General features: G+C 72.8%; 20 protein-coding genes. 7 read left to right on the top strand and 13 right to left on the bottom strand.

From position 1 onward, the window contains the following. The first annotated feature begins 83 nt into the window (after positions 1-83). Entirely contained in the window at positions 84-212 is a 129-nt protein-coding gene (locus KBX50_RS33235) for a hypothetical protein (RefSeq protein WP_275415497.1), read from the top strand. A gap of 50 nt (positions 213-262) precedes the next feature. Here the strand turns inward: KBX50_RS33235 and KBX50_RS05640 are convergent, their stop codons facing one another. Both KBX50_RS05640 and KBX50_RS05635 read right to left on the bottom strand, forming a co-directional pair. Then, positions 263-1,249 carry a pirin family protein gene (locus KBX50_RS05640; protein ID WP_210935246.1) on the bottom strand — a complete coding sequence of 329 codons (987 nt, stop codon included), beginning with the start codon at positions 1,247-1,249 and terminating at the stop codon, positions 263-265. A gap of 10 nt (positions 1,250-1,259) precedes the next feature. After that, the gene (locus KBX50_RS05635) at positions 1,260-1,754 is read right to left on the bottom strand and encodes a MarR family winged helix-turn-helix transcriptional regulator (protein WP_210935245.1); all 495 of its coding nucleotides are present in this window, start codon (positions 1,752-1,754) and stop codon (positions 1,260-1,262) included. Positions 1,755-1,927: 173 nt separating this feature from the next. On the opposite strand from KBX50_RS05635, the gene KBX50_RS05630 reads away from it, so the two are divergent. Further along, positions 1,928-2,449 (top strand): GNAT family N-acetyltransferase, encoded by a 522-nt coding sequence (locus KBX50_RS05630; RefSeq protein ID WP_210935237.1) that lies wholly within the window; start codon positions 1,928-1,930, stop codon positions 2,447-2,449. A 52-nt stretch (positions 2,450-2,501) separates the two neighbouring features. Here the strand turns inward: KBX50_RS05630 and KBX50_RS05625 are convergent, their stop codons facing one another. Both KBX50_RS05625 and KBX50_RS05620 read right to left on the bottom strand, forming a co-directional pair. Further along, positions 2,502-3,089, bottom strand: coding sequence for a general stress protein (locus tag KBX50_RS05625; RefSeq protein ID WP_210935235.1), 588 nt, complete (start codon positions 3,087-3,089; stop codon positions 2,502-2,504). Positions 3,090-3,273: 184 nt separating this feature from the next. Then, complete coding sequence (locus KBX50_RS05620) at positions 3,274-4,671, bottom strand: glycoside hydrolase family 6 protein (RefSeq protein ID WP_210935233.1); 1,398 nt, start codon at positions 4,669-4,671, stop codon at positions 3,274-3,276. Positions 4,672-4,854: 183 nt separating this feature from the next. On the opposite strand from KBX50_RS05620, the gene KBX50_RS05615 reads away from it, so the two are divergent. Further along, on the top strand, positions 4,855-5,796 hold the full coding sequence (locus KBX50_RS05615; protein WP_210935576.1) for an NAD(P)/FAD-dependent oxidoreductase: 942 nt from the start codon (positions 4,855-4,857) through the stop codon (positions 5,794-5,796). A 35-nt stretch (positions 5,797-5,831) separates the two neighbouring features. Here the strand turns inward: KBX50_RS05615 and KBX50_RS05610 are convergent, their stop codons facing one another. Together KBX50_RS05610 and KBX50_RS05605 are read right to left on the bottom strand one after the other, a co-directional pair. Beyond that, positions 5,832-7,112: a sodium:proton antiporter gene (locus KBX50_RS05610; RefSeq protein ID WP_210935231.1), complete on the bottom strand. Its 1,281-nt coding sequence runs from the start codon at positions 7,110-7,112 to the stop codon at positions 5,832-5,834. Between the two features lie 129 nt (positions 7,113-7,241). Further along, positions 7,242-9,371, bottom strand: a complete 2,130-nt coding sequence (locus KBX50_RS05605) for a SpoIIE family protein phosphatase (protein WP_210935229.1) — start codon at positions 9,369-9,371, stop codon at positions 7,242-7,244. 188 nt (positions 9,372-9,559) lie between these two features. On the opposite strand from KBX50_RS05605, the gene KBX50_RS05600 reads away from it, so the two are divergent. Then, entirely contained in the window at positions 9,560-10,420 is an 861-nt protein-coding gene (locus tag KBX50_RS05600) for a hypothetical protein (RefSeq protein WP_210935227.1), read from the top strand. Between the two features lie 69 nt (positions 10,421-10,489). Here KBX50_RS05600 and KBX50_RS05595 read toward each other — a convergent pair whose 3' ends face one another. After that, entirely contained in the window at positions 10,490-10,864 is a 375-nt protein-coding gene (locus tag KBX50_RS05595; protein ID WP_210935225.1) for a DUF6401 family natural product biosynthesis protein, read from the bottom strand. Between the two features lie 159 nt (positions 10,865-11,023). On the opposite strand from KBX50_RS05595, the gene KBX50_RS05590 reads away from it, so the two are divergent. Then, positions 11,024-11,470, top strand: coding sequence for a hypothetical protein (locus KBX50_RS05590; RefSeq protein ID WP_210935224.1), 447 nt, complete (start codon positions 11,024-11,026; stop codon positions 11,468-11,470). A gap of 52 nt (positions 11,471-11,522) precedes the next feature. Here KBX50_RS05590 and KBX50_RS05585 read toward each other — a convergent pair whose 3' ends face one another. From KBX50_RS05585 to KBX50_RS05565, 5 genes are all read right to left on the bottom strand, one after another. Continuing rightward, on the bottom strand, positions 11,523-11,810 hold the full coding sequence (locus KBX50_RS05585; RefSeq protein ID WP_247673185.1) for a hypothetical protein: 288 nt from the start codon (positions 11,808-11,810) through the stop codon (positions 11,523-11,525). A gap of 95 nt (positions 11,811-11,905) precedes the next feature. After that, the gene (locus KBX50_RS05580; RefSeq protein ID WP_210935223.1) at positions 11,906-12,163 is read right to left on the bottom strand and encodes a hypothetical protein; all 258 of its coding nucleotides are present in this window, start codon (positions 12,161-12,163) and stop codon (positions 11,906-11,908) included. A 139-nt stretch (positions 12,164-12,302) separates the two neighbouring features. Further along, positions 12,303-12,764, bottom strand: a complete 462-nt coding sequence (locus KBX50_RS05575) for an SRPBCC family protein (RefSeq protein ID WP_210935222.1) — start codon at positions 12,762-12,764, stop codon at positions 12,303-12,305. Between the two features lie 48 nt (positions 12,765-12,812). Further along, positions 12,813-13,229, bottom strand: a complete 417-nt coding sequence (locus KBX50_RS05570) for a DUF2795 domain-containing protein (protein WP_093404622.1) — start codon at positions 13,227-13,229, stop codon at positions 12,813-12,815. 45 nt (positions 13,230-13,274) lie between these two features. Continuing rightward, positions 13,275-14,252, bottom strand: coding sequence for a YihY/virulence factor BrkB family protein (locus KBX50_RS05565; protein WP_210935221.1), 978 nt, complete (start codon positions 14,250-14,252; stop codon positions 13,275-13,277). Positions 14,253-14,417: 165 nt separating this feature from the next. Here KBX50_RS05565 and KBX50_RS05560 point away from each other — a divergent pair, with 165 nt between their 5' ends. After that, complete coding sequence (locus tag KBX50_RS05560; protein ID WP_210935220.1) at positions 14,418-14,819, top strand: ChaB family protein; 402 nt, start codon at positions 14,418-14,420, stop codon at positions 14,817-14,819. Between the two features lie 118 nt (positions 14,820-14,937). Here KBX50_RS05560 and KBX50_RS05555 read toward each other — a convergent pair whose 3' ends face one another. Further along, complete coding sequence (locus KBX50_RS05555; RefSeq protein ID WP_210935218.1) at positions 14,938-16,371, bottom strand: aldehyde dehydrogenase; 1,434 nt, start codon at positions 16,369-16,371, stop codon at positions 14,938-14,940. 69 nt (positions 16,372-16,440) lie between these two features. Between KBX50_RS05555 and KBX50_RS05550 the strand changes: the two genes are divergently transcribed. After that, a complete protein-coding gene (locus tag KBX50_RS05550) occupies positions 16,441-18,054 on the top strand; it encodes a phytoene desaturase family protein (RefSeq protein WP_374224579.1) in 1,614 nt (537 codons plus the stop codon). Positions 18,055-18,059: the final 5 nt, after the last annotated feature.

Below are 18,059 nucleotides of genomic sequence, written 5' to 3'. Positions count from 1 at the left end.
CGAACCCGTGGTCGGGCTCGCACGCTGGTGGGCTGCTGGCGGTTGGCGACCGACCCGCACCCCGAGCAGCGAGGAGCCGAAGCATGTCCGGCGAGCCGACGAACTCCGCGACCGAGCACCGCGAGCAGGCGGTGGAGAGCGAGCGGGGGGCGCTGTTGACCGTACTGGTGATGGTCCTGCTCGGTGTGGCCGGCATCTTCGCCGTCTCCTGAGCCGGGCGGGCGGCCCCGGTGACCGGAGCCGCCCGCCGTCCAGCGGTCGATCAGGGACGCTCGCCCTGCCCCTCGGTGTGCGGCAGCCGCTCCGCCGGGACCACTCCGAGCCGCCCGGCCTGGAAGTCCTCGAACGCCTGGATCAGCTCGTCGCGGGTGTTCATCACGAACGGCCCGTAGTGCGCCACCGGCTCCCGGATGGGCTGACCGCCCATGATGTAGAGGTCCAGGGTCTGGTTGCGGCTGTCCTGGCGGGCGTTCGCCTTGAACCGCAACGCGTCGCCCGGCCCGTGCACGGCCAGCTGTCCGGTGCGTACGCCGCGGCCGTTGGCGCCCACCGTGCCACGCCCGCCGAGCACGTACACCAGCGCGTTGAAGTCCGGCCGCCAGGGCAGGTCCACCTGCGCCCCCGGCTCGACCGTCACATGGGTGACGGTGATCGGGGTGTACGTCGAGCCGGGCCCCCGGTGGCCGGCGATCTCACCGGCGATCACCCGGATCAGCGCCCCGCCGTCGGGGGTGGTGAGCAGGGCGGCCTGGTTGCCCCGGATGTCCTGGTACTTCGGTGGGCTCATCTTGGCCGCACTGGGCAGGTTGACCCACAGCTGGGTGCCGTGGAACAGCCCACCGCTGACCACCAGGTGCTCCGGTGGGGCCTCGATGTGCAGCAGGCCGCTGCCGGCGGTCATCCACTGGGTGTCGCCGTTGGTGATCGTGCCGCCGCCGCCGTGGCTGTCCTGGTGGTCGAAGATCCCGTCGATGATGTAGGTGACGGTCTCGAAGCCCCGGTGCGGGTGCCAGGAGGTGCCCTTCGGCTCGCCCGGGGCGTAGTCCACCTCGCCCATCTGGTCGAGCATGATGAACGGGTCCAGCTCGCTCATCGGCACCCCGGCGAACGCCTTGCGCACCGGGAACCCCTCGCCCTCGAAGCCGCTGGGCGCGGTGGTGAGCCGGCGGACCGGCCGGAACGCGGTGGATTCGTCGAGCCGGGGCAGCCGGGGCAGGACGAGGACGTTGTCGACGGTGATGGCGGGCATCGGGGCTCCTTCAGTTGTCGCCGGGGGTGGCGGCGAGGGTGGCGTCACTGTCGTCGGCCCCTCTCAGCCGCCGGCCGAGCCGGCTGAAAATCCTGGTCAGGGCGGCGACCTCGGCGTCGTCGAGGTCGTCCATCAAATGGGTACGCACGGACTGCAGGTGGTGCGGTGCGGCCTCCCGCAGCGCCAGCAGCCCGGCGGCGGTCAGCACCGCCTCGCTGCCCCGCCCGTCCTGCGGGCAGGGCTGTCGGGCGACCAGGCCCCGCCGTTGCATGGAGGAAACCTGATAGGTCAGCCGGCTGGGTGAGAAGACCAGGCGGTCGGCCAGCTCGCCCATCCGCAGTCGTTGCCCGGGCACCTCGGAGAGCAGCACCAGCACGTGGTAGTCGGCGAAGCTGAGCCCGCTGGCGGCGCGCAGATCGTCCTCCAGCCGGGTGAACAACCGCTGGCTGGCCTCGATGTAGGTCCGCCAGGCGGCCAGGCGATCGCGGTCCAGGCTCTCGGTCACGTTGCCAAGGTAGCACTTACTCAAAATTTGAACAAGAGTTGGTCGTGGTGGTGGTTGCGGGCATGAGCGGCGTTGCTCGCCGGTGGTGGTGAAGCTTTGAAGGAATGTGGCCGGCGGGCCGCCGAGGGATATCCGGTGCGCACCCGGCACGGGTGGTGTGAGACTCTGCGGCCGTGGAACTGACCGCTCCCGGCCTGCTGCTGCGTCCCTGGCGGGATGCGGACGCACCCGCCGTTCTGGATGCCTGGCGTGATCCGGCGATCGCGCAGTGGAACCCGCAGGGCGATCCGCTCGACCTCGATGCCGCGTTGCGCTGGCTACGGTGGCGGGCCGACTGGTCCGGCGGTGGCCACGTTTCGTTGGCGGTGGCCGACCCAATCGACCCGGAGATGCTGCTCGGGTCGGTGTCGCTGCACCGCATTCACGCCGGCGACGCCTCGATCGGTTATTGGACGGTCGCTGCCGCTCGCGGTCGCGGGGTCGCCACGGCGGCGGTCGTGCGGCTCAGCGGGTGGGCCTTCGCCGACCTCGGGCTGGAGCGGATCGAGCTGTGTCACGCGGTGGCCAATGCCGCGTCCTGTCGGGTCGCCGAACGGGCCGGTTTTCTGGCCGAGGGGACGCTGCGGCAGTCGCACCGCTACGGCGACGGCCGTCGCTACGACGAGCACCTGCACGCCCGCCTGTCCACCGACTGACCGGGCGGCCCCACCCACGCGGGGCCGCCCGGTCCGGCGGTTTCGGACGAGGTCAGCCCGCCGGCTGCGCCGCGCGTCCACCCAGGTTCAGCCGGCCGAGCAGCTGACGGGCCTGGTCGGCCACGTCGGCCTCCACGGTGACCGCGTACTGGTTGGCCCGCAGGGAACTGGCGGAGGTGAAGTCACGCTGCCCGCCCGTCATCGCATGTGCCACGGCGCCGAAGACGGCACCCCAGATCGCACCGATGACGAGGCCGGCGAGGATCACCGCCACCCAGTTCCCGACGGTGAAGATGCCGAACAGCAGGCCGATGAACAGACCGAACCAGGCCCCCGTACCGGCTCCGACCAGCGCCGCACGGGCGGTGGTCATCCTGCCCAGCACGGTCTCCACCAGGGTCAGGTCGGTGCCGACGATGGCGGTGCGTTCCACCGGGAACCGGTTGTCGGCGAGGTGGTCCACCACCCGCTGGGCGGCCGGATAGTCCGGGAACGCGCCGATCGTCACGGTCGGCGGCCCGGCTGGTGGTCCGTGGCCGTCGCCACTGGGAGCGGCGGGACGACCGCCGGGGCCCGACGGGAGGGTGCCGCCGCCGGTCACACCCGGCTGCCAGGCCGAGGGGTTCGACTGTGTGGTCATGGGTCTCCTCCTTCGTCAACGGGTCGCCTTCCCGCGTCGGCGCGGCGGTAACACCCGGGCGGCCTCCGGCTCGTCGGCCTGCGCCGACGCGGGCAGCATCGGTGGTGCGAGCTCCGAAGAAGGGGTGGGCCCCCGGCCGCCACCGGTAGGGCGGTGGCCGGGGGCCCCGGGACGGGTCAGGGGATCAGGCGCAGGCGGTGCCGTTCAGGCTGTAACCGCTCGGCGTGGACAGGCTGCTGCCGGTGTAGGTGCCCTGGAAGCCGACGCTGAGCGTGCCGCCGCTGGGCAGGTTGCCGTTCCAGGCGGCGTTGCGGACGGTGATCTGGTTGCCGGACTGGCTCCAGTCACCGTTCCAGCCGTTGCTCAACCGCACCCCGGAGGCGACGTTGAAGGTGAGGTTCCAGCCGTTCAGCGCCGCGCCGCGGTTGGTCACCCGGATCTCGGCGGTGAAGCCACCGGTCCACGTGTTCGGGGTGAACGTCACCGAGCAGCCGCCGCCGGGCGGGTTGGTGGTCGGCGGGGCGGTGGTCGGCGGGGCCGTGGTCGGCGGCGCCGTGGTGGGCGGTGCGGTGGTCGGGGGCGCGGTGGTCGGCGGGGCCGTGGTCGGCACCGGGCCGGCCGCGATAGCCAGGTCGTACGCCCGCTGCGGCACGAACTGACCCGCCGCCGCGATGCAGCCGTCCGCCTCGCCCGGCAGCTTCACCCACAGGAACGCGTCGATGGCGGAGTCACCGGTGTTGGTGGTGCTCGGGGTGCCGATCGCCCGTCCCGGCGGGTCGCACCACTCGGAGCCGGCCGGACCGTTGCCGTTGCGGCTGGTGTCGATGACCGCCTTCAACCGGGAGTTGCCGGTGGCCGCGATGATCTGCTTGGCGTACGAGACCTCGTCGGCGGTACGGCGGTAGTTCGACACGTTCACCGAGATGCCGTCGGCGCTGTTGGCGATGTCGGCGGCGTTCAGCCGGGCGGCGGCCTCACCGGCGGCGAGCCAGCCACCGTGGCCGATGTCGAAGTAGACCTTCGCCGCCGAGGAACCCCGCTTCAGCGCCTTGCCGGCGTACGCCATCGAGGCGCGGACCTCGGCCTGCTGGCTCTCGTTCATGCAGCTCGTCATGATCGGGAGTACGTCGGGCTCCAGGATGATGGTGGCCGGACGCCCACCGAGACCCGCGGCGACCTGGTCCACCCACTGCCGATAGGCGCTGTGGTTCGGTGCGCCGCCCGCGCTGTGGTTGCTGCAGTCACGGTTGGGGATGTTGTAGACCACCAGGATCGGGATCTTGCCGGCGGCGGCTGCGGCGCCGACGAAGGAGTCCACCTCGCCGCGTACGGTCGAGGTGTTGGTGGTGGTGTACCAGCGGGGTTGCGGGACGCTGGCGATCCGGTCCCGGATCACGGCGGCCTTCGAGTCGTTCGGGTTGGCCGCCACCCACCGGGCGGCGCTGGTCTGCGGGTCGACGTAGAAGGCGGAGTCGGCGGCCGCGGCGGGCGCGGGGCGCAGCGCGCCCACGCCGACGCTGCCGGCCACGGTCAGTGCCGTCGCCACGACGCCGACCAGAGCGAATGTGCTTCGGGTTCTCATGGTCTGCTCCTCGTACCCATCGAAGAAAGTGCGTGGAAGCGCTCCCACATGTCCGTCAAGGTACGGGCCGATTGCAGGCTTGTGAAGAGTTTCCGGAACAATTCGGCCGACCATCGACCCGTGGCGTCGGGCCGTAGCGGCCGGCCGCCCTACGATCATGGAATGGACGGTGAGCGATCGGGCGTGGTGGTGATCGGTGCCGGGATCGCCGGTGTGGCCTGCGCCCGGGAACTGCGCGACGCGGGCGTGCCGGTCCAGATCCGGGAGCGGGGCCGGGTGGCCGGCGGCCGGATGGCCAGCCGGCGCTTCGACGGCCGCCCCGCCGATCTCGGCGCGGCCTACTTCACGGTGAGTGATCCCGAGTTCGCCGAGGTGGTGCACGGCTGGCAGGCGGCCGGGCTGGCCCGGGAGTGGACCGACACCTTCGTCGCGTACGACGGCGACGGCCGCCGTGAGGTGCGCGGGCCGATGCGCTGGGCGGCACCGCGCGGGCTGCGCTCGCTTGTGGAGGAGTTCGCCCGGGACCTGCCCCTGGTGGTGAACCGGCTGGTGCTCGGTGTCGGGCCGGGACCGACGGTGGACGGCGAGGAGTGCGCGGCGGTGGTGCTGGCGATGCCCGGGCCACAGGCCGCGTGGCTGCTCGACCCGGGACTCGCCGCGGCCACCGACGCTGTGGCACGGCAGCGTTGGTCGCCGACCCTGGCGGCGATGCTGCGGTTTCCCACCCGGCGGTGGACCGACTTCCGGGGCGCGTTCGTCAACGATCATCCACTGCTCAACCTGGTCTGCGACGACGGCGACCGGCGCGGCGACGGCGCGGCGGTCCTGGTCGCGCACACCACCGAGGGGTTCGCGGCCGGGCACCTGGCCCAACCGACCGCAGCCGCGCCGGAGATCGAGGCGGCCGTACGCGACCTGCTCGCCCTGCCCGACCGAGCGGAACACGTGCACGTGCACCGGTGGACGTACGCCAAGCCGGCCGACGGGGGCGACCCGGACACCGGCTTCCACCTCGACGACGACGGCATCGGGCTGGCCGGGGACGCGTTCGGCAAACCCCGGGTACAGACCGCCTGGCGCTCCGGCCGCGATCTCGGCCGGGCCCTGGCCCGCCGGCTGGCCTGACCCGGCCAGCGGCCAACGCGCCGGCCGATGGGTGCTCAGGCGGCGACGGGTGCGGCGGGTGCCGCTGAGGTCTCCGTCCGGGTGCGCCGACCGGATGCGTCCAGCAACCGCATGACCGGTGTCGCCGCGACGCCATGTACCACCACGGAGACGATCACCACCAGGGCGACGGTGGCCCAGACGAGCTCCGCCTGCGGAAAGTCGGCCTTCGTGGTGGCGTAGGCCAGGTAGTAGAACGAGCCGATGCCCCGGATGCCGAAGGCCGCGATCACCCAGTGCTCCGCCGGCCGTCCGGGGGCGCCGCGCAGCGCCAGCCAACCGGCCAGCGGCCGGACCACGAACACCAGGGCCAGGCCGACCAGCGCGGCGGGCCAGGTCAACGCGGCCAGCAGCCCGCTGATCACCGCCCCACCCAGCAGCAGCAACATCAGCACGGTGAGCAGCCGTTCCACCTGCTCGGCGAAGTCGTGCAGCACCGCGTGGTACTGATGGGTGCGCTCCGCCGCCCGGATCGCGCGGGCGGCCACGAAGACCGCCAGGAAGCCGTAGCCGCCGGCCACCTCGACCAGGCCGTACGTCAGGAAGGTGGCGGCCAGCGCCAGGAATCCCTCCGCGTGCCGGGCCAACCGCAGCTCGCTGGGCGCCCGGAAGAAGAGCTTGCCGAGCAGCCAACCGATCAGTAGTCCACCGACCAGGCCGGCGCCGACCTTGTAGAGCAGGTCGACGGTGATCCATCGGGCCAGCCAGTCACCGGGCGCGAGGCCGGCGCCCGCGATCGCGACCGCCGCGTAGACGAACGGGAACGCCAGACCATCGTTCAGCCCCGCCTCCGAGGTGAGCGCGAAACGAACCTCGTCCTCGGAGTCCGACTCGTCGGTGGGCTCACCGACCTGGACGTCGGAGGCGAGGACCGGGTCGGTCGGCGCGAGCGACGCGGCAAGCAGCAGCGCGCTGGCCGGCACCAGGCCCGCCCACCACCACCCGAGCAGGGCGACGGCGGCGATGCACAACGGCATGGCCACGGCCAGCAGCCGCCACGTCGACGACCAGCGCGCCCAACTCAACGGTCGATCGATCTTCAGGCCGGCACCCATCAAGGCGACGATCACGCAGATCTCGGTCAGGTGGGTGGCCAGATCCCGATGGGTGAGCGGATCCGGCACGGGTAGGCCGGTGGGCAGCGAGTAGACCAGCATCCCGAGACCGAGGAAGGCCAGCGGCATCGACAGCGGTCGCCGCTCCACCAGCCGAGGCAGGATGCCGGCGAGCAGGGCCGCCACACCGAGCACCGCGAACGCAACGTCTACCGTCTCCACCGGACCGCCTCTCGCCACGTCCGCAGCAGGCGGACAGGTGGCGCACTACGTGCCCCGGCCGAGGTCGCGGTAATCCGGGAGAATTTCCGGTACCGGTGCCAGCCGTACCCTGGATCGTCGGCCGAGTGCTCAGGCGGGTGGGAGCAGGATCTCGAACCAGACCGTCGAGCCGCGCACGGTGGGGTCGGTGCCCCAGGCGTCGCTCAACTCCTCGATCAGACCCAACCCGCGTCCTCGGCTGCTCAGCGTCTCCGTGCGGGCCCGGGTCACCGTGCCCCGGGAGCCCGAGTCGGCCACCGACACGAGCAGGCGCTCCGGGCTGAGATCGACCTCCACCCGGGCCGCCGTCCCCGCGTGCAGCAACGCGTTGGTGGTCAGCTCGCTGGTGCACAGCACCGCCGCGCCGATCACCGACTCCGCGACCTCCCACTCGGTGAGCTGAGCGGTCATCCAGTGCCGTACCCGGCTCGGCGCGGTCGGCTCGGCGGGTACCTCCATCCGCGCCGACCGGCTCGGCCGCACCGCGTACTCGACGGCGAGCACCGCCACGTCGTCCTCGGTCGTGCCGGGCACGGCCGCGGAGGCCACCGCGCACAACGACCTCGGGTCACCGCTGGGGGCCCCGGCCACCGACTCCGCCAGGCGCTCCAGGCCGTCCGACAGCCCGTGCCGGCGTCGCTCCACCACGCCGTCGCTGAACAGCAGCAGCGTGTCGCCGGGCGAGAACGCGACGGTACGTGTCGCCGCCCGGTAGCCGATCCCCAACGGGGCACCGGAGGGCACGTCGACGTACTCGGCCCTCGGCTCACCCGTCGGCCCACAGCGACGCACCAGCGGCGCCGGATGACCGGCGCTGGCCAGGGTCAGTTCCTCCCGGCCGACGTCGATGACGCCGAACGCCACGGTGACGAACAACTCGTACGTGCCGGCCTCGGTGCCGAGGCTGCCCACCAGCCGATCGAGCCCGGCGAGCACCTGATCCGGGCGGGGGTCGTTGAGCGCCAGCGCACGGAGCGCGGCGCGTACCTGGCCCATTCGGGCGGCGGCCTGCACGTCGTGGCCGGCCACGTCGCCGAGGACCACACCCAGGTCGCCGGTGGGCAGCACGAACGCGTCGTAAAAGTCCCCGCCCGCAGCGTTGCCGTCGACTCCCGGGTCGTACCGCGCGGCGATCCGCAGCCGGGGCAGGACCGGCAGGTTCTCCGGCAGCATGCTGCGTTGCAGCAGCTGGGCGGTGCCGTGCTGGGTCTCGAAGCGGCGCGCCCGCTCGGTGGCCTGCCCGACCAGCTCGGCCGAGGCTGCCAGCAGTGCCCGTTCCGCCGCCGACCACGGATGCGCCGAGCGGTAGCCGACGGTCAGCGCTCCCCGCACCACGGACGCCCGCAGCGGTACCGCCGCCAGGGCCCGGATCTTCTGGTCGTGCCGGTCCGCCGCGATCTCGTGCAGCGGCTGGCCGTCGTCGATGAAGCTGGCCTGGCCGGTGCGGGCACTGACCACCGCCGGTGCCGACCAGCCGGCCGCGCCGCGCCGCCACAGCGGGGGAAGGCGTTCGTCCGCCTCGTCGACCAACTCGCCACGGACCCGCCGGACCATCCGCCACCCGGTGCCGCCGCCCCCGTCGTCCACCGCGAAGGAGACCCGGTCGGCATCGAACGAGGTGATCGCGTAGCGCAACGCGACCCGGGCCACGTCGTCGAGGGTGAGCGTGCCGGCGAGCGCCGCGGCGAAGTCGCTGAGGCCCTGCAACTGGCGGGTGGCCGGGCTGGTCTCGGCCACCACGGACAGCACGCCGACGACCCGGCCGTGGCTGTCCCGCACCGGCGAGCAGGCGCGGGTGTAGACGGGCTGGTCGAGGGCGACGGCGGCAGCGTGCAGCGGGAGCGGGATCTCCCGGTCCAGGACGGGAACACCGGTGCGGTAGGTCTGCTCGACGACGTCACCGACGCCGGGGCGCTGCCAGACCTCGGCGAAGACCTCGGCGGGGGGACGGCCCATGGCGTCCGGGTGCCGGTCGCCGATCAGGTCGGCGTACGCGTCGTTGTACAGCAGCAGCAACTCCGCGCCGAGGTGCAGGGCCATCGGGGCCGGAGAGGCGAGCACCACCTCGACCGTCGCCCGGACGGCGGGATCCCACGACTCGTACGGGCCGAGCGCCGTGGCACCCCATCGGGGGTGGCCGGCGACGGTCGCCGTGCCCGGCACCGCCGTGCCCGGCAGCGGGCCTGATGGCGTGGGTACTCGCCCGACCGTTCCTGGCATGAACGCAGCCTAGTCCGCCCGCTCGACCCGCGTTCCCGATCATCGGTCGGGCGCGCCGGACCGGAACGTCAGGGCAGGTCAGAGCCGTTCCGGTGCGGTCTGTCCAGAAAAAGGGGGTGACCGCAGCGGCGTGCTGGCCGGGGGAAGGGGTAAGCGCGCCGGGCAATCCATGCGACAGGAGGGACATCATGCCGGAAACCCTCGCGGCCAGGCAGGTCGACATCGGTGACGCCGTGGCCGACATGTGGAGGTCGGTGCTGCTGTTCGTGCCCCGGGCCATCGCGTTCATCGCGATTCTCGTGGTCGGATGGCTCATCGCCAGAGCCGTGCTCAAGATCGTGGACGCGGCCCTGGAACGGGTGGGGTTCGACCGGTGGGTCGAACGGGGCGGTATCAAGCGTGCGCTGGAACGGACGCGGTACGACGCCAGTGACATCCTGGCGAGGCTCGCGTACTACGCGGTGCTGCTGTTCACCCTGCAGTTCGCCTTCGGGGTCTGGGGGCCGAACGCGATCAGCGATCTGATCGCGGGCGTGGTGGCGTGGCTGCCCCGGGCGTTCGTCGCGATCGTCATCGTGGTGGTGGCCGCCGCGATCGCCAACGCGGTGCGGGACATCGTCACCGGGGCGCTCGGCGGGCTGTCGTACGGCCGCTTCCTGGCCGACGTGACGGCGATCTTCATTATCGCCCTGGGTGTCATCGCGGCGCTCAACCAGGTGGGCATCGCCACCACCGTCACCCAGCCCGTGCTGATCGCGGTGCTTGCCACGGTGGCCGGCATCCTGATCATCGGCGTCGGTGGTGGTCTGGTGCGACCGATGCAGAACCGCTGGGAAGGCTGGCTCACCCGAGCGGCCGAGGAGTCGCGGGCGATCCGGGAGCAGCGGCAGGGTGCCGAGGCCGGTCGGGGTGACATGCAGCGGCAGATGGCCGACCGGACTGGCGCCGGCCAGCCGGCCGCCCGGGGATCGGAGTCCTCGATGGCCGGGGGACGGGGTACCTACCAGTCCGGCAACGCTGGCGACGAGACCCAGCAGTTCCGTCCGTGACGGTGGCTCGGTCGCATTGCCGGTCGCGCTGAGCCGGGTGTCCGCCGCACGGCGGGCACCCGGCTCACCTCACAGCGGTGGCGGCTGCGGGGCCGGCGTGTCCAGCGCGGCAGTCAGCGCGCAGACCGCGAGCAGGCGCAGCATCACCCAGTCCGCTTCCGCCCAGTCGACCGGGGCGTCGGCCGGTTGCCAGCCGTACTCCTCGGCGGCGACCCGCACACCGTCGGCGTAACCGGCGAGGGCCGCGGCGGTCAACGGCCGTCGGTCCCCGCGCAGGCTGTCACGCACCGCGGCGGCGTGCTGGTCGACGGCGGCGAGCAGTCCCGGCAGGGCGGAGGCGGCGGCGAGCCCGTCCAGCCCCACGGCGTTGGCGAGCGTGACCAGGCTGGACCGGGCCCAGTCGACGGCGGTGGGGGAGACGACCCGGTTCGACGGCACGCGCATGGGGAACGAATGTAGCCAACCCGCAGCGCCGTGACCTCGGCCGCTCGGACGGTCCCGCTGCCCACGGCGGTGGCCGGCAGGTGCCCGAGGGGATCGAGTCGGGCGCGGCGGACGGCGGGGAAGCGGACCCCGCGGCACGACCGGCACCAGGAGGTACGGATGGACACCACCGACGGGCCCGACGAGCAACACCGGCGTCCGGCCGGAGTGAGCGACGACACGGTGGCTGCCCTCGGCAAGCTCAGCGAGGCGCTGGAGTGCGTGGAACGCGCCCGGGGTCATCTCTACTCGCTGCACCAGCTCATCGGGCACGCCGATCTGATGCTCGACGACGCGGTACGGATGTTCCGCGACGCCGGGCACCCCGGCATCGCCGACCGGATCGCCGACGAACTGGTGGGCCGCAACGTCATCGCCGGTAGGTGGACGTTCCAGATCGTCGAGGACTTCGACGACGGCTACCACGCGGTGTTCCGGGCCCTGGACCGGTCGGCCCGCGACCAACTGGTCGGTGGCCGACGGCACCTCTACGAGGCGGAGATGAAGGAGCGCCGCCGGACGCCCGGGCGTCCGGGCCACGAGGCGCGCCCGGCCGGCGAACCATGAACCCCTGGCCGCGGCCGAGGCGCGCCCGCCCGGCCGATGACGTCGGGGAGCCCTACTCGGAGGAAGGCGCGTCCGCCGGGCGGCGCCGCGCGGCATCGTCGGCGATGATCACGGTCGCCACCATCAGCGCGACGCAGAGGCTGAACAGCCACGAGCTGTCGTCGACCAGCCTGGCGGAGACGGGTGCCTGCACTGCGGCGAGGAGAAAGCCGAGCCATGCCAGGCGGCGCTGACGCGTGGAGAGGAAGCCGGAGCCCTGATGCATTCCGAAAGTCTTGCGCGCGACGCGGCCATTGCCGTCAGCCGAACGGCCGATTCTGCCTGAGCTGTCCGAATTCACCGTCCGTTCGGCCGAGGCGTCTCCGCTGCCGGTCGCGGCGCTCCGGGTACGTCGCGGATCGTTGCCACGGATCAGGAAGGCACCCGGATTCGGTGTCAGAGGGTGTCCGGGCCGGTACGTCCGGTGGTGGAGGGGCGGTAGGCGCGATCCGGGTCGGTGGGCTCACGACCGGTGCCGGGCACCTCGCCGCCCCGGTCGGCCGCCTCGGGGCCGTGCCCGAAGGCGGCTTCCTCCCCGGCGTCGTTGCCGGTCACGTCGTCGGCCTGCCCGTCGAGCGTGGACCGGGCGACGGCCCGGTCCAGTTCCTCCAGCGGCAGTCGTTCCTCGTCGCGCCATGCCCTGTCGTCGGTCATGCCATCGCGGTACCCCCGCCCCGGCGTCGCAAACGGCGCGTCCGACCCGGCGTGATCGTGCGGCCGCCGGGAGGCATCCGGTGCATGCGTCGACGGCCGCCGGAAGTACCCGGCGGCCGTCGACGGTCACATCACGGAATCAGGGCTGCGGACGCTCGACCTGCCCGCGCCACGCACCGGTCTCCTGACCGCGCCGCTCGATGAACGCCTTGAACCGTTGCAGGTCACCCTTGGCCCGGCGGTCGACCACGCCGAGCTTGTCGCCGGCCTGCTCGATGACACCGTGCGGATCGAACTCCAACTGGAGGCTGACCCGGCTGCTGTTCTCGTCCAACCGGTGGAAGGTGACCACCCCGGCATGCTGGGTGCCGCCGGTCGACCGCCACGCCACCCGCTCGTCGGGCAGCTGCTCGGTGATCTCAGCGTCGAACTCCCGCTTCACCCCGGCGATCTCGACGGTCCAATGGGTCATCGTGTCGGAGACCTGGCGGATCTCCTGCACGCCCTCCATGAACTGCGGAAACTCCTCGAACTGGGTCCACTGGTCGTACGCCGTCCGAACCGGGACGGCCACGTCGACATGCTCCGTTACGCCACTCATCAGCATCCTTCCCTGCACTTGGTGAGGCTTGCGGACTTGTCGGTCCACCTACCAGCGCGTCGTCTCGTTGGTGTGGCCGAGCGCTGCCCACACCTCGGACACCGTCTGGTACCGGGTGCTCTCGGGCAGGCGCTCCAACGCGGCCAGTACGTCGTCGGGGGCCTCGTTCGCCCGTGCGTTGGCGAGCAGTGCGGCCCGGTCCCCGGGCAGAGCGGTCATCGTGATGAACCGCCCCAACCGGCTGCGGGCCTCGACGTCCTCGGAGGTCATGCCCTGGGGAGCGCCGCTGCGCAGGTCGCCGGCCGGCGCCGTGGTCGGCTCCGGCTGGTCCTCTCCCGCGGGCTCCGGGACGCGGAACTCGTCGACCCGCGAGCCGCCGGTCCCCGGCCCCTGCACAAGGCCGCTGACCTCCTGGCTCATCTGCTCGTCGACCCTCGGTGAGTGCTTGCTGCTGCCGCGATCCATGTCTTCTGCGCTACCCGAGGGGACGGGTGGTAAACCGGTAAGCGGTCACGCGCCGGCCGGTGACCGTGGTGGCAGCGCCGACTCGTCCGCGTCCTCCCGACCGGACTGCAGCCGCCGTCCCCGCTGGAGCTCGGCGTTGATCTGTACGCCGAGCATCAGCGCGGAATTGGACAGGTAGAGCCAGACCAGGAACGCGATCACCGCCCCGAGGCTGCCGTACGTCGTGTCGTACGAGTTGAAGTTCGCCACGTACAACCCGAAGCCGAAGGAGCCGAGCGCCCAGGTGGTCAGGGCCACCGTTCCGCCCAGGGTGAGCCAGCGGAAACGTGGCTGCCGCACGTTCGGCGCGACCCAGAACAGCAGGGACATCAACAGCATCGCGATCAACGCCAGCGCCGGCCACTTGGCCACCGCCCACGCGGTGCGGGCCGCGCCGCCGGCCCCCACCAGGTCACCGATCGCGTCGGCGACCGGGCCGCTGACGATCAGACCTGCGGCCACGATGGCGAGCAGCACCAGTGACAGGGCAGCCAGTCCGATCTGCAATGGGCGCAGCTTCCATACCGGCCGTCCCTCGTCGACGCCGTAGATCGCGTTCGAGGCCCGGGTGAACGAGGCGATGAAGTTCGAGGCCGACCAGAGCGCGCCGAGCAGACCGAAGCTGAGCAACACCCCGGCGGAGCTGTTCTGGTCCACCACCTCGCGGACCACGCCGACGAAGCTCTCGTTCGCCACCACCGAGCCGGCACCCACGTCGCGGGCCAGATCGAGCACGGTGTCGACGGTGCGTTCACCGTCGGAGACCAGACCGACCAGGGCCACCACCACGACGGTGGAGGGGAACAGCGCCAGCACCCCGTAGTAGGTGAGCGCGGCGGCCCAGTCCGTGCAGTTGTCCCGCAGGTAGTTGCGCCCGGCCCGGACCAGCACGCCACGCCAGGTCTGCCAGCGCAGCTGGCGGATCCCCGGCAGCCGTGGCACCGGCGGATCGGTCGACGGGGCGTCGGGGTTCGTCGTCGTCATGACCGCTCCCTGGGCACTGTGGGCACCGTGGCTGGGGGGCACTGTGGGCACCGTGGCTGGTCCGGCCGGTACCCGGCCCGCTCCGGCGGCAAACGCCGCCGACGTTTGCCGCGACGTCGCGGGGGTACGCCAATCCGAATCGCTCGCACACGGAGGAGGTTCGAGATGCCCGGGCGCGAGGTACTGCCCAGCACGCTGCGGCGCTCCCCGGAGAAGGCCCAGCGCACCTGGGAGAAGACACACGATTCCGCGGTCGAGACCTACGGCGAGGGCGAGCGGGCGCACCGCACCGCGTTCGCCGCCGTCAAGCACGAGTTCGAGAAGGTCGGCGACCACTGGGAGCCGAAGGGCCGCAAAGGCCCCAGCGACGAGCAGGCCGCCGGCGGTGGCCCGACCCGACGGGCGCCGACCGCCGGTGGGGTGGACGCGAACGCCTCCAAGGAACACCTCATGGGGGTGGCCCGCGAACTGGACGTGGCGGGACGGTCGAGCATGACCAAGCCGGAACTGGTCAAGGCCATTCAAAAGGCCAACGACCGTCAGACCCGCAAGGCCCGCGGCGGCTGAACCGACGTTCGCCGACCCGCGACGGCCGCGGCGGGCTGAGCCCGCCGTTCGTCGGCAGGGCCCGGCCGGCGTACGCGTCGGACCGGGCCCTGCGGCACGTCCGGTCCGGCACGCCGGTTCACCAGTGGCCGCCGCCGGGCGCCTGGATGTGTACCGCCTTGGTGGCGGTGAACTCGTCAAGCAGTTCCGGCCCGTAGCCGAAGCCCTGACCACTGCCCCGGCGTGGGTGCGCGGCGCCGGCCGGCGCGCCGCCGAAGACCGCGTTCACCTTCACGGTGCCCACCGGAAGCTCCCGCCAGGCCCGCTGGGCGTGGCTCATCGACCCGGTCAGCACGGTAGCCGCCAGCCCGTACGGTGAGTCGGCCGCGCACCGCAGCGCCTCGGAGAACGAGTCGACCACCACCACGGCGGCGACCGGGCCGAACGTCTCCTCCCGGATCAACGCCAGGTCGTGCCGGCAGCGGTCGACCACGGTGGCCGGGTAGAAGGCACCCGGCCCCTCCGGCAGGGTGCCGCCGATGCGCAGCCGGGCGCCGTCGGCCACCGCGGCGATCACCTGCCCGTGGACCTGATCGCGATGGCGCCGGTCGACCAGCGGACCGAGCTGGGTGTCCGGATCCCGCCCCGGTCCGACGCGCAGTGCGGCGGCCCGCTCGACCAGCGCGGCCACGAAGTCCTCGGCGATGTCGCGGTGGGCGTAGATCCGCTCCACCGCGACGCAGATCTGGCCCGCGTTGGCGAAGGCGCCCAGGGCGGCCTCACCGGCGGCCCACTTCGGGTCGACGTCCGCGTCGACGATCAGCGGGTCGCTGCCCCCGTTCTCCAGCAGCACCTTGGCCCCGGTGCTGGCCGCGGCTTCGGCGATCGCCCGGCCGGTGGCGCTGGACCCCACGTGGGCCACCATGTCCACCTCGGCGGCGGCCAACGCCGCGCCGGTCGTCGGACCGCCGCTGAGCAGTGACAGCACCCCCGCCGGCAGGGCGGTGTCGAAGGCGCGGGCCAGCAGCCACCCGGTCGCCGGGGTGCGCTCGCTGGGCTTGTGCAGCACCACGTTCCCAGTGACCAGGGCCGCACCGAGCAGCCCGCAGGACACGGCGACCGGGTCGTTCCACGGCGTGATGGCAGCCACCACGCCACGCGGCTGCGGCGTCATGAAATCGATCGCGGCGGGATCGCCGTGCAGGGTACGGCCGCCCCGGGCCGGCGCGAGTTCCGCGTACTGCCGCAGGGTGGCGATGCCCACATCGACGCCGCCCCGGGCGTCGGCGAGCGGCTTGCCCATCTCCGCAGTGGTCGCCTGCGCCAGATCGTCGGCGACGTCGGCGACCGCGTCGGCGATCCGGTGCAGTGCCGCGGCCCGCTCCGCCGGGGCCGTCGCCGCCCACTCGGACGCCATCCCGCGCGCCGCCGCCACCGCCTTGTCGACTTCGTCGGTCGTGGCGACCGGGGCGCTGGTCACCGGCCGGCCGTCAGCCGGATCGTGCACCGTCAACTCGCCGGCCTCCCCGCCGGCCCCCCAGACCCCACCGATGAGCTGCGTGACCGTGTACATGGCGCGCTGCATGCCCGGGCCCGGCCCCGGCAAACGTTTCGCCGCAACGACTCGGGGTAGCGTCCTCGGATGATGTCGCCAGGCTCCCTCGGTGCCGAGCGGGCCGACGCCGTCGTCGTCGGTGCCGGACACAACGGCCTGGTCGCCGCCAACCTGTTGGCCGACGCGGGTTGGGACGTGCTGGTGCTGGAGGCCACCGGGGTGCCCGGCGGGGCGGTCCGCTCGGCCGAGGTGACCGCGCCCGGCTACCTCAGCGACCTGTTCAGCTCGTTCTACCCGCTCGGTTACGCCTCGCCGGTGCTGCGCGGGCTCGACCTGACCCGGTACGGGCTCGGCTGGCGGCACGCCCCTGACGTGCTGGCCCACCTGTTTCCCGACGACCGGGCCGCCGTGCTCAACCGCGACCCGACCGTCACGGCGGCGTCACTGGAGTCCTTCGCTCCCGGCGACGGTGAGCGTTGGCTGACCGCGTACGCGCAGTGGCAGCAGGTCGCCGAGCCGATGATCGAGCTGATCACCACTCCGTTCCCGCCGGTACGCGGCGGCCTCGACCTGGTGCGTCGGCTGCGGATCGGCGGCTCGCTGCGGCTGGCCCGGCGGCTGGTGTTGCCGGCGAGCCGGCTCGGTGCGGAACTCTTCACCGGTGCCGGCGGGCCGGCATTGCTGGCCGGTTGCGCCCTGCACACCGACCTGTCCACCGAGGAGGCCGGCTCCGGCGTCTACGGCTGGCTGCTCGCCATGCTCGGCCAGCAGGTCGGCTGGCCGGTCCCGGCAGGCGGCGCGCAGAAGATCACCGACGCGCTGGTGGCCCGGTTGACCGAGCGGGGTGGCCGGATTCTCTACGGCGCCCGGGTGGACCGGATCCTGGTCGCCCGGGGCCGGGCGATGGGCGTACGCACCGTCGGCGGCACCAACTGGCGGGCCCGTCGGGCGGTGCTCGCCGACGTGCCCGCGCCCGCGCTGTACCTGGATCTCGTCGGCCCCGCCGCGCTCCCCCCGCGACTGGTGGCCGACCTGGAACACTTCCGCTGGGACGGGTCCACGCTGAAGGTGGACTGGGCGCTGTCCGCCCCGATGCCCTGGACGAACCGCCGCCTGTCCACCGTCGGCACCGTGCACCTGGGTGCGGATCTCAACGGGCTGACCGGCTATGCCGCCACCCTGGCCCGGGGCGAGCTGCCACCGGATCCGTTCCTGCTGGTGGGGCAGATGTCAGTGGCGGATCCCAGTCACTCGCCGCCGGGCACCGAGTCGCTCTGGTCGTACACCCACCTGCCGTTTCGTCGGCACTGGCGGGCCGACGACATCGTCGCGCACGTCGAGCGGATGGAGACGGTGCTGGAAGCCGCCGCCCCCGGGTTCCGCAGTCTGGTGGTGGGCCGGCACGTGGCCGGCCCGGCCGAGCTGGAGGAGGCCAACCCGAGCCTGGTCGGCGGCGCGCTGGGCGGCGGCACCGCCGCCCCCTACCAGCAGCTGTTCCTGCGGCCGGTACCCGGACTCGGCCGCGCCGACACTCCGGTGGACCGGCTCTTCCTGGCCAGCTCGTCGGCACACCCGGGCGGCGGGGTGCACGGCGCACCCGGCGCGAACGCCGCCCGAGCCGCCCTGGCTCGCGACCGGGCGCTCACCGGTGGGTGGTACCAACGGGCGATCGCCACCGCGCACCGGGCCGTCTACGAGTGACCGCC

It is taken from the genome of Micromonospora sp. C51, assembly GCF_018070435.1.
GTDB classification, from domain to species: Bacteria; Actinomycetota; Actinomycetes; order Mycobacteriales; family Micromonosporaceae; genus Micromonospora; species Micromonospora sediminimaris.
The sequence above is the reverse complement of the archived record's forward strand: the minus strand, read 5'-3'. Positions and strand labels throughout refer to the sequence as shown.